Here is a 10,991-nt window from a genome sequence, read left to right on the forward strand (position 1 = left end):
GCCGCCGCCGCAACCCGCCACGATTGCGCCAACCAACACTGCAGCGACGGCCAAGCCAGTCGCAGATGCCCGAATCATGTTCCCCCCGTTTTCGCTCGGTGCGAGCTATATACAACTGCTATACAACCCGGCGGCGGCACCCTCCGTGACGCTAACGTCAAAATTGCTATCGCCCACCTCGTCAGCAAGAACTCGAATGTTCCGAGCGGTTCGGCGACGCTACGCGTCATAGGTGCCTGTGTGCTGGCAAATATGGGGACCAGGCGGTCGCGTTCGGCGCCCGTCAACTGCGTCGTGACGGACGGCTTGTCGGGTGTCAAGGATCAACCGAAGCAACTGTCAAGCATCAGCCGAAACACTGTCAGGCATCAACCGAAGACAAAACGTCAAGCATCAGCCGACGTCATACAGAAAGGAGTGGGGCGGGCGGGGCTCGAACCCGCGACCAATGGATTATGTTCTAACGGTTCTCGTCACGTCTCGTGACGGCCGGTTATCTCCCAGTGCCGCAAGGGATTCCGGTGCAGCTCAGTTCTCAACGATGGCCCGCGGATTCCGGTCGGATCCCATTCATAACCGATGAATAATGGATGACCGAAATGTGTAGGGACATAACCACATAGTTTGGGATCACGAAGAAATTCACGGCGTGGACGTAACCGTGCCAAGTCCGCCCTCGGCGCGGTTGTTGGGCCGCGGCAGTCGATGTCGTCGACGGGTGCAGCTGTTGTTCAGAACGTCGCGAAGCCGTCGACGCTTATCGTCATCCCGTGTCCCGTCGCGTCGTACATGAATGTCGTGCCCTGGCTGCTTGGGGTGATGATCCAGCCCATGGCGTGGTAGACCGTTCCATAGACCATGGTCACGTAGTCGGGGTCCCCGGGGTCGCCGTATCGCCATTGCCAGGCACCGCGTGAGTTGACGCCGACGCCGGAGACGGGCATCCCGTTGTAGATCGGCCCGAGCCTGTTGGTGAATTGCACGTTGCATTGAACGTCGCCGGCGGTCATCGCGCAGACGGTCCGGCCGGAGACGGTTCGGACGTGCACCTGCCCGTAGGCGTCCATGGGCAGCGTGACAGGTGCGGCCGGTTGAGGGCGGGGAGGGAGCGCGGTCGAGGACGGTGATGGGGAAGCGGCCACCGGGGTCGACGGCGGCATCGGCTGCACCGAAGACGTAGGCACCGGCCCGGCCGCCGGCTCAGACCTGTCGTGCAACACCATCCATGCCACCGTGCTAGCGACCGCGATAACGACGACGCTCCCTGCGACCACCATCCAGGTGATCCGGGCGGGCGTAAGTCGCTGCTCTGGCCAGTCCTCGCCGTCGTCGAGCGACCACGCGGTGTGCGCCTCGGTCTCTTCGATGGCCGAGCCAAGCTCGGTCGGAGCTACCCCCGTCGGGGCAGCGTCCTCCCCTTCATCCCCCATATTGGTCGATGGTAACGCTGGCCTCGACAACCCAGGTGCAAGAAGCCGAATGTGGGCGTGCGGACCGCCTCCACGCCCCCACCGCATAACCCCTATCACGGCCGACCGCAAATGAACCCGAAACGCACTACGGCGCGCCTCTGGCGCGTACCCGCGTGCGCCGCTATGGTCCGGTCACGGATTCTCAACGAATCTTCATTTTGTGTTGCGGCGCGCCGCAGCAGCGGTGTCTGGCACCCGCTCGTAGCTTCCATGTTATGGCTAATCCTGCGGCAGGTATTCCGAAACAGGCGCCGCCGTGGTTTGCCTCCCAGGAGCAGTACGAAGCGTTCCTAAAGCTCACTGCGATGGACATTGGTGCGCAATGCATTACCGCGACGAGCATCGACGTCGAGCATCTCGACGAGGACCGGCGCAAAGACGTGCTGAGCAAGTATGCGCTTCAGCCGTCACTACAGTTCGTCTGCTCGACCTATGCCAGTCTCGACACCGAAGCGCTCTACTCGCGCGAGGGGGCGTTCGAGAAGCGTTTCGTCGCAAATTTGGGCGGCGATCTCGCCGCGAAGGTCAAACCGCCCATGAGTAGGGGCAGCCGGCTAATGCCGCCGCCGGCTCTGAATCAGCTGATTCGTGAAGTGATCGAATGGTGTCCGGACGACGCCGGCGATGGGAGCCCCATCGCCTTGGGAAAAGCCGATTTCGTTCACCTCGTGCTGTCCATCAACGGTGATCAAGAGGCTCAGGCCCGTCCGGACTTTTTCACGTCGTGGCCGCCCAGTGACGACGATCTCGTGGCCTACAACGCCGCGATGACCGCCGACGATGAAATGGTCCTCAAGGAGCTGCAGCGGCAGATGTCTCACGACTTCGCCCGCATGCAGGCCGCGGCGACTCCGATGCCCCACCTCGTCTTGGGCGATACGTACGACACGTGGTTCAAGCCGTGGCCCAATGCGGCTCCGCACGACCTCATCGGCGACACCCCAGAAGAAGCATTTCTAAACGCAACGAAAGCTCCTCTACGCGAAGTCATTCGGATGGGCCTGCTGTTGTGGGATCGCACGAAGGGCGGCGAGGTGGCCCTCAGCGCCAGCGCACTCGAGGGCACAGTTGATCCGACTGTGCTCGGATTGCTGCGGTCGTCGGCGCTGCTGTCGATCAAGGACTACCGCAAGCGGCTCGCGAAGGAGCGGTCGAAGGGATTTCTCGCGCACCGGAGATACACGTTCACCGAATGTCCATTGATCGAGATCGCCGACGGCGAGTACATCGTGTTGCGACCCGCCTGGGTGCTCGACCGGTTTTGCGGCTCCCAGCTGTACTGGCAGGCCTTCTTCGAATTCGGCACCGAAAAGACTCTTCCCGGCGAGCAGTTCAGCCTGGCGATGAACTATGTGTTCGAGGCCGGTGTGGGGTATTTGTTCCGCCGCGCGATGCGCCGTGCCCGACCGGAAATCAAGCTGATCACTGAAGTTGAGATGCAGCAGGCGTGGGCGAAGGGTGGGCAGACCCCGTCCGTGTGTGACTGGGTGCTGCTGTGGGACAACACTTGTCTATTGGTAGACGCTACCAACCACTGGCTTGACGAGAAGGCGGCACAGGGGTTCGCCGATCCCGAGGACTACCAGGCCGACCTGGAGGACACGTTCGTCAACAAGAAATTCAAGCAGCTGCAGTCCACGAAGGACCTGCTCGTGGCCAACGGCTGGGAGGGACGCACGTTCGACGAACACACTGTGTTTGTGCCATTGGTTGTGGTTCCCAATGCCGGCGTTCCGGCGATCGTGTCCGCTGATATCGACATCAAGTTGCGGTTGGGTCAGCTCGGTGCGAACGTGAGGTCCCCAGGGATCCTCGTATATCACGAACTGCAAGTGTTTGAAGGGGTTTCAGAGCACCGGATGCCAACCGGGTTCGTCGATCTGATTGCGCAGTGGCGGACCGTTTGCACCGGACCGGCGCCGATGCGCCCGCAAACGTTCCTCGACTTAAACCGTCTCGACCGCCCTTTAAGTGCCTCGATAGGGGTTGCGAGGCGAGGCCTGCTGCAAAAGCTCGGTCCGCCGATTCCTCGCTCCGTCTCAAATCTCTGACAGGTCGGGCCTGCCCGTCGACGTCGTCGGCGGCCTTCGCGTTGATCGCGTGAACCCGTACGTCCACCTCGAGGTACCCCAGCTCCAGCAGTGGCAACGCGTAGCCCGGCAGGTCATCGCCGTCGATCTGGGCAGTCAGCTTGCGCCGCAACATCACCAAAGTGTCCTCACTCGATCCCGGTAATGAAACTCTCACAAGCCAGCCGCCTCGAAGCGAACAGTGATCCCCACCCAAGGAAGGATCACAGCTGAATGCCATGGTCCGGATTCGAGGTACGGGTGAGGTGATGTTCACTCCATCGCTCACTGCCTGAGGTGGCAACGTGATTCTGCTCCTGCCATTTCAAATGGTTCTTGCGCCGGCGTCGAACTGCTTCTACGCGTCGGTCACCGAACGAATCAACCGGCTCTTGAAGATGGTCATGCTCCGTGCGTGCACCGACATCGTGAGCGCTGCGGGCGCGTTCGTCGTGGGCACCAATGATGTCGCGCAAGAGGAGGGCGGCCTCACGAGCGCTGCCGCGACGGCCCACGTCGACCTGGTTACGGTCGCGATGTTGGTGATCAGCTTCACCTGCAACGCGTTGATATATGTAGGCGGCGTTTGACTCGCGGCCGCGTGTCAGCGCAACGTAAAGCAATGCCCGGGTGGTGCTTTCGCCCAGGACGGCGTGGGTGGTGTCGGAGGTGACGCCTTGGGCAGAGTGCACGGTCACGGCGTGTCCGTAAGTGATGTGCTCACGTAGGTAGTCGCCGCTAAAGACGGTGCGGGCGTCGTCGTCGAGGCGCCGGGCGGCGATCCGATTGTTCGCGGGGTCAACGGCGTAGACACGCCAGCGGTTGCCGTTACGTACAGGGTCAGTTGCTGGATCGTTGCGGGCGGCGTCGAGTACAGGGATGGTGGGGTCGTTGCGGCGGCTGATGATCAGGTCGCCCACCGCGACACGCTGTCCCCGCGCGACACCGACGGTGGGCGAGTTCGAGTCGATGGTGTCGCGGTGGATACGGCTGTTGAGCGCGTCGGCCATTTCCTTTGCGTCGCACAGCAGCAGCGCGTCCTTACCGGCGGCGGTATCAGTGCGGTAGGCGGCCAATGCATCGGTGGCCATGGCGATTTCGTCACCGGTGCGCAGCCGGTCGTGTGTCCGGTACCAGTCGATCGCGCGGCGCACGGGCGCTGGCCCACCGTCGCGCAGCGCGAGGGACGCGGCGCGTTCGTCGCGGTCGTGCATGCGCCAGACCTCCGAAAGTTTTTGTGTCCACGGCAGGTCTTCACAGAGTTGGGCGAACATGCCGCCGCGAGCCTTCACGGGCGCGAGTTGGTGCGCGTCGCCCACGAGGACGGACTTAGCGCTGGCTCTCGTTGTCGCAGTGAGTAGTTGGTGGAGGTCGCTGGTCCCGACCATGCCAGCTTCGTCGACAATCACCAGGTCGAGATGGCTCAGTTCGAGGGTGCCGTTCTGCAAGTCGTGCACAGCTTTGGCGATCGTGTATCCGGTATCACCGGCGCCTTCGCGCACCGCAACATCGACCGCCTTGCCGGTCGGCGCGAACACGAGAACGCGACTGTCGCGGCGGCGCGCCATGGCGGCCAGGACGCGCATCGAGGTGGTCTTGCCCGCGCCGGCCGGCGCGCTTAATGGTTGCACCAACCAGGGCGACTTCGCGACGTTATCCACAGCCCGTTTCTGATCCGGCGACAGACCCGCCGTATCGATGTCCTTGACCCACATACTTGCTCGCACATCGCGGGCGTCGACTAGGTCGAGCAGCGAGGCCTCCTCGGCCAGAATGGCGTCCGTTGTGAAGCGTTCGTGGCCCTCCCGTTGATGCGGTTGACGGGGCGCGGTGAGCCGAACCGCAACGTGAGCGACGGCGCTTTCCACGAGTGTTCGAGGGCTGTGTTTGGTGTCGACGGGCAGCTGCGCGCCGACGATTTCGATCAGGTCGGCGCGGGTGAACGCGGCCTTCTCGATGCGCTCTGCGGCGGCCACCAACCAATCCCGATTCAACGGTGTCAACGCGGATTGTTCGCGGGCCTGGCGGCCTTGGCGCCACGCCGCGCCATCGATCGCCAGACCGCGCTCATCGGTACGCCACTGTGCCCGCAACTCGGCCCACGCGAGCTGTTCAGGTTTGGCCGGGCGGGTCGCTTTCTGGGCGGTCGCGAGCTGGCCTGGTGAGAGTTGGCGCGCGTCTGCCACGGCGAGGTTCCCGGCCGCCCACTGGCGCAGTTGGGAGGAGCGTTGCGACCACGCGGCGAGGGTTTCGCGGGTGATGCCAGCGACCTCGGCCATGCCGCTGGCGGGGTCTGGCGCGTTCCATTCCACGCCTAGCGAGCGGTGCAGTTCGCGGCGCAGGGTGGCTTGGTAGATGACTCCGGCGGCGCGGGCTTCGTGATACAGCGAGGTGCCGTCAATCGACACCAGTCGGCCGTCGTGGCGAGCCTGGCGGTTGGGCACGATGACGTGTGTATGCAGGTGCGGATCACCCGCCCGCGAGGTCTCGTGTTGGTAGGCGATCGCCACCAACCCAGACAACTTCACGAGATCCTTCTCGCCAGTCACGGGGTTGTGTACGCGGGTGTATCCGGCATGGGCGGCAAGGTATTCCATCGCCTCGCTGATGGCGGTCGCGTGCGCATTCGCGATGGCTTTGTCGGCCACGTCGTCGGCGCGCAGCGCGCGGATCAGCGACACGCTCTTGGGCGCGCAGAACGTCAGATCATACCCATACACACCGCGCGGTCCGAACGCGCGGCCGCACTCTCCGTTGGGTGCTACCCCATGGTCGAGCCACCGCGCCACCACGTCGGTGTGGGCCTCCGAGCCGGCCCGCTGGATGTCGGTTAAACCGACCAGTTTGGCGGCGGCGCGAGTGTCTCCTGCGCACAACCAGACTGGGGTGCGGGTGTCGTGTTCGGTGTAGTACTCCCCCAGCCCGCCGCCGGCTCTACGGGCGTCTTTGACTGCCTGGCCGACAGCGTTGGCGGTGTCGTTGTAGTAGTTGATCGACCAGCGATACAGCTTCGCGATCGTCAACATGTCGATCACCACCCGAATCGAGATCACCTGGCGCACAGCGCCTGCGAGGCGGCACACGAATGTGTGCTGCCCTAAACTTCGCACACCATGTGCAAATGTGCCATGGTGAAAATTAGGTATTTGAGGTGAGTTGCTCTGAGTGGCAGGATGTTTGGAACGATGCATCCGGATTGACGAGGAAGTAGCGGGAAATCGGTTGAATGCCAGAAGTATGCGGTGGTTGCGGAATGAATCTCTTTATGGCCGAGTACAAGTCAGCCGACACCTAAGACGACACCAGAGGTCGTCGGACGCGTCATTTGTACATAATGCGTTGCAATGACGTAATGTGAGTTAACGTCGGCGACGGCGCTTACCCTCTCCGGGGTGCACGGCCGAGGTATTCGCTCACTGTCGGCTAGCGTGGACTCGGCGCGACCAGCTGGTGTACGGGCTGGGCCGCCCGAGCAGTCGCAGGCCGCGGCGAGAATGACGCCGTTAGCGCCGCGGGCGCCCACCGACTATGCGATCCGTGGCGATTTGCAATGCTCGCTCTGCCAGGCCGAGTAACCGCAGCCGCAGCTGTGACTTCCGGTGTTTGCGTTCAGCGACTGCGTGACGCCATTGGTCCTGAGTCTCGGTCAGCGTCGGGCGGCGGTCTGCGGTCGCGGTTTCGGATTCGTAGCTGCAGTACTGCCCGGTTGTCGCGGTGGAGTGCTCGAGCTGGTGTGGTGCGAGAAGGTATCTCAGCGGTGCGGGGACGCCGCGGCCGCCGGGGTGAGCCACGAGGCTGACGAACTGGGCAAGCAGGGCGGCGCTGACGCTTGCGGACAGTGCAGCGACGTTCTGACCGGCCGGCGCCTGCGTGCCGGCGCGCGCGATGTAGGTGGGGTCGTCGAGGAGTCCCTGCTTGTCGAGACTGAGCTCGCCGAGGTCGAGCTGGCCCAGGCAGACCATGCACGGTCGGCCGGGGACGAGGGTGTGGGCTCGCCAGATTCCGCTGCGGAGCCGACCGTCCGCGAATGTGTCGAGGGCGATGCCGCCGTCGATGACCGGGATGAGGTCGGCGTAGGCCGTCATGTTCAGCACCGCGCGTGGCCAGGGCCGGTCGACGCAAGAAAAGATCACGTCGTAGTCCAGCGCCAGGTCCAGCCCGGCAGGGTCGGTGACACTGGTCTCGTGCACGACGGGTATGAAATCGTTTGCGGTGGCAGCCGAGGCCATGAGTCGTGCAGCGACGGCTACCTTCGTGCGGCCTATGGCGGCATCGAGCCGAGTCGCGCCGATCATGCGATCCAGGTTTATGGGCTCGACGGCGTCGAAGTCCATGACACCCACTTCGAGTAGTCCAGTAGCGGCTAATCGCTGCGCGACGTCGAGGCCGACACTGCCGGCGCCGACGACAAGGACTCGCAAGCGGGCGATGCACGCCTGCGCCTTTTCTCCCCAGGCCGATACGGTTCGCTGCTGCGATGAAGTCGGCCGTGGCGGCGGCCTCATTTCGCCGCTCCACGTCACGACAAGCTTGTCGGACACGCAGCGCACTGATTCGGCCCAACTCGGTTGGGTCTGCTCGAACCAGAATCGGGCCGACCAGCTGTCGTCGCCGCCGGCGAGGGTCATGCCAAGCAGCGGCATCTTTGTGTAGGCGCGGGCGACGCGTTCGTAGTCGGCTTCGGTGTCGTGGTCGGTTCGACTTAAGCCCTGCCATCCGCGTCCGTAGGGGTGGGAGTGCAGCAGCACCAGTCCTTCGCCGCGGGCGCGAGCCTCGGCAGCGGCGCGTAGGACGTAGTCGCTAGTGAACGAGGCGTTGCCGTGCAGCAATCGCTCGCCGTCGCGGGGTGTTATCAGGGTCCTAAGCACGGCTGTCGTGCGCCGCGTGCCCGTGGACGGCAAGTAGGTGGCGGCGAGCACATCCTCCTGGCCGTCGTCACGGATCAGGTGGTCGCGAATCGCCACGTGCAGCGCGCCGGTCATCGCCACCGAGTACCGCATTTGCACCTTCTCCTCACGTATCGGGCTCTTCTGCTTGTCGGTGGGCCGTGGGGCTACGCCGCGGGGGTGATTGCCACCGACAGCAGGCCGCGCACGTGACTCAGCCACGCAATTGCCGGAGGAATCGACATGTCGGTAAACACGAACTGACGTGAGTGGCGCTTCCACCCGGGCGGGCAGTCGGTGGTGTCGGTGTTGGTGGTCTCGAATACGACGGTGTCGGGCAAGTGGACCCAGTGCGGCGGCACCTGGGGCCAGTTCTGCACCTCTGTCAGACTGACGCCGGTCGGGACCATTTGCCCGGCCAATGGGCCGTCGACGGCAAGGACGTCGTACATCAACCGGCCGGGTTCGGCGCGCACCGGAACCGCAGCGGCGACGGCCATCTCGTCGGCGAAGCGGCGCGCCGCCGAGCCGGGCGGTGGCAACTCTGTCACTCGACCGGCCCCGCGCGCTTGGCGGTGACGAACTCGTCGCCGTCCTGGATGCGCACCACTTGGTCGTCAGAGAATTTCTCAGGTCCGCCGCCACCATTGACCCGGGCAAGGTCGTACTTGGCCGGATCGACGCCGGCCAACCGCAGCAGCGCGGCGGCGACCTGGTCGTCGTCCCAGCTCGTGTACTGCTCGCCGTCGATGCTGAAGTGCACCTTGCGGCGAGTGCGGAAGCGTTCGCCTTCGCGCAGGTCCACGATCTGCTTGTCCTTGATGTGCGTTTCGACGCCGTGCTTATCGACGACAAACAGGTCGTAGTCCTTCGGGTCGCGACCAGCGAGGCGCAGCAACGACGCGGCCTCCTGGTCGTCGTCGACGGTGGTGCGCTCGACGTCGTCGATGATGATGCCCAATGTGGCCATGGTCAGGCCTCCTGTTCTGTTGGAGCACGTGTCGGCACCGTCGATCGGCGGGGCCGCCGGTATGCTCGTTGTATCCGGTAACCGATTCTACACGACGTTGTTATTACCTCGGAGGTAACACATTTTCCTAGCCTGGGTGTCGGCGGACCTTCGCCGCATCTGCACATCACGTGATGCGCTGACGCAGGTGTGCCCTGCGTCAGCCGATGCTGTGCGGCTGCTGCTTTCGGTTGTCGGGCATGCCCCTGATCTGCGTGCGGTTGCCCGGCTGCGCAGTATGGAGGTCCGGCCCACCGACCCGGCGCTCGGGCGTGTCGTCGTGGAGCACAAGGAGGTAGTGATGCACGCCGCAGTTCTGACCAAGACCGGACGCGTACTTCTCAGTGACGAGGAAGAGTTTTGGACCGCCGCTCCGAGGGAGTCGGCGCTCCGTGTGGACGACGTTCATACCGACGGCGCCAGCTTGCTCCGAAACGTCAGCTGATGGCCGGATCACGCCCCGATCCTGGGGCCACCTTTGTGGTCAGCCGCTTCGAGCCTGACTGGGCCGTCCCGCCGGGCTCATTGATCAAAGCTGAGCTAGACGCCCTCGAATACTCACAATCCGATGTGGCGTCGCGTGCCAATATCAGCACCAAACACTTCAATCAATTGATCAACGGACACGTGCCCTTGTCTCCTGAGATCGCAGTGTCCCTGGAACGCGTGCTAGGCATCGCAGCCGAGATAACACTCCAGATGGATGCGACATGGCAAGCGGAGAAAGTACGACGAACTTCAGCGACGACATTGGCGGGACTGGATCGGTGGCTTAACAAATTCCCTCGAAATGTGCTCCAAAGTTACGGCATTGTCGACTTTGCAAAAGAAAAGGCGGAACGCGTCGAAGCGCTTTTACGTTTCTTTAGGGTCGCCGATGAAAAATCCTTTGACCGTATATGGCTAGCGCCCCAAGTAAATTACCGCCGCAGTCAAAAATTTACTGTCGACGCCTACGCTACGGCCTTATGGCGTCGATTGTCCGAGGTTCAGGCTGAAGACCTGGCGCCCACTTCATGTGAATACGATCCAGTGGGCCTGCGCGCCGTCGCAGAACGATTACCGGCGCTAACTCGCTTAGACATCAAACGAGGCTTCCGAGGCGCACAGGACATGCTGTCGACTGCGGGCGTACTATTGGTATTTGTCCCAGAGATCGCGGGAACGCGAATATCCGGTGCAACGTGGTGGCCAACGCCGTCGCACCCGATCATCGCCTTAACCGGCCGTTACAAATTTGTTGATGTGTTCTGGTTCACGATGATTCACGAGATCGCACACGTGCTGCTGCATCCGAAACGAGCGACATTTATGCATTTCGATCGACCGAGAACCGCGAGTGACGACTATGATAAGCAAGAAACAGTTGCCGATGATTTTGCAGCGAATGCGTTCTTGTCTGATCGACAAAGGTGCGAATTAGTATTGTTGGCGAATAATGCTGAAATTGAGAGATTCGCCGATAAAACGAATTTGTCCGTTGGTGTTGTCGCGGGGCAGTTTGGTCATTACACCGGGAACTGGTCTCGTTTCGGCCGGCAGCGCGAATCCTTGG

General features: G+C 62.9%; 8 protein-coding genes. 3 read left to right on the plus strand and 5 right to left on the minus strand.

Annotation, left to right across the window (positions count from 1 at the left end):
• Nucleotides 1-731 precede the first annotated feature (731 nt).
• On the minus strand, nucleotides 732-1,430 hold the full coding sequence (locus VJV41_RS27550; protein WP_325339196.1) for a hypothetical protein: 699 nt from the start codon (nucleotides 1,428-1,430) through the stop codon (nucleotides 732-734).
• Nucleotides 1,431-1,687: 257 nt separating this feature from the next.
• Between VJV41_RS27550 and VJV41_RS27555 the strand changes: the two genes are divergently transcribed.
• Complete coding sequence (locus VJV41_RS27555; RefSeq protein ID WP_325339198.1) at nucleotides 1,688-3,523, plus strand: hypothetical protein; 1,836 nt, start codon at nucleotides 1,688-1,690, stop codon at nucleotides 3,521-3,523.
• Between the two features lie 242 nt (nucleotides 3,524-3,765).
• On the opposite strand, the gene mobF is transcribed toward VJV41_RS27555, so the two are convergent.
• The 4 genes from mobF to VJV41_RS27575 form a co-directional block, all read right to left on the minus strand.
• Nucleotides 3,766-6,567 carry a MobF family relaxase gene (mobF, locus tag VJV41_RS27560; RefSeq protein WP_325339210.1) on the minus strand — a complete coding sequence of 934 codons (2,802 nt, stop codon included), beginning with the start codon at nucleotides 6,565-6,567 and terminating at the stop codon, nucleotides 3,766-3,768.
• A gap of 477 nt (nucleotides 6,568-7,044) precedes the next feature.
• Nucleotides 7,045-8,541 carry a ThiF family adenylyltransferase gene (locus tag VJV41_RS27565; protein ID WP_325339200.1) on the minus strand — a complete coding sequence of 499 codons (1,497 nt, stop codon included), beginning with the start codon at nucleotides 8,539-8,541 and terminating at the stop codon, nucleotides 7,045-7,047.
• A 53-nt stretch (nucleotides 8,542-8,594) separates the two neighbouring features.
• Nucleotides 8,595-8,978: a hypothetical protein gene (locus VJV41_RS27570; protein WP_325339202.1), complete on the minus strand. Its 384-nt coding sequence runs from the start codon at nucleotides 8,976-8,978 to the stop codon at nucleotides 8,595-8,597.
• Nucleotides 8,975-9,397, minus strand: a complete 423-nt coding sequence (locus VJV41_RS27575) for a hypothetical protein (RefSeq protein ID WP_325339204.1) — start codon at nucleotides 9,395-9,397, stop codon at nucleotides 8,975-8,977. The genes VJV41_RS27570 and VJV41_RS27575 overlap by 4 nt, the downstream gene beginning before the upstream one ends.
• Nucleotides 9,398-9,533: 136 nt before the next feature.
• Between VJV41_RS27575 and VJV41_RS27580 the strand changes: the two genes are divergently transcribed.
• Nucleotides 9,534-9,881, plus strand: a complete 348-nt coding sequence (locus VJV41_RS27580; RefSeq protein WP_325339206.1) for a hypothetical protein — start codon at nucleotides 9,534-9,536, stop codon at nucleotides 9,879-9,881.
• Nucleotides 9,881-10,991 (plus strand): ImmA/IrrE family metallo-endopeptidase (locus VJV41_RS27585; protein WP_325339208.1); only part of this gene is annotated, 1,111 nt, incomplete at its 3' end. The genes VJV41_RS27580 and VJV41_RS27585, both read left to right, overlap by 1 nt.

Source organism: Mycobacterium sp. (assembly GCF_035274705.1).
GTDB lineage: Bacteria > Actinomycetota > Actinomycetes > Mycobacteriales > Mycobacteriaceae > Mycobacterium.

What these genes read in the sequence shown, in the direction of transcription:
- VJV41_RS27550 (WP_325339196.1), bottom strand. Translation starts at nt 1,430, where the DNA reads ATGGGGGATGAAGGGGAGGACGCTGCCCCGACGGGGGTAGCTCCGACC.
- VJV41_RS27555 (WP_325339198.1), top strand. Translation starts at nt 1,688, where the DNA reads ATGGCTAATCCTGCGGCAGGTATTCCGAAACAGGCGCCGCCGTGGTTT.
- mobF (WP_325339210.1), bottom strand. Translation starts at nt 6,567, where the DNA reads ATGTTGACGATCGCGAAGCTGTATCGCTGGTCGATCAACTACTACAAC.
- VJV41_RS27565 (WP_325339200.1), bottom strand. Translation starts at nt 8,541, where the DNA reads ATGCGGTACTCGGTGGCGATGACCGGCGCGCTGCACGTGGCGATTCGC.
- VJV41_RS27575 (WP_325339204.1), bottom strand. Translation starts at nt 9,397, where the DNA reads ATGGCCACATTGGGCATCATCATCGACGACGTCGAGCGCACCACCGTC.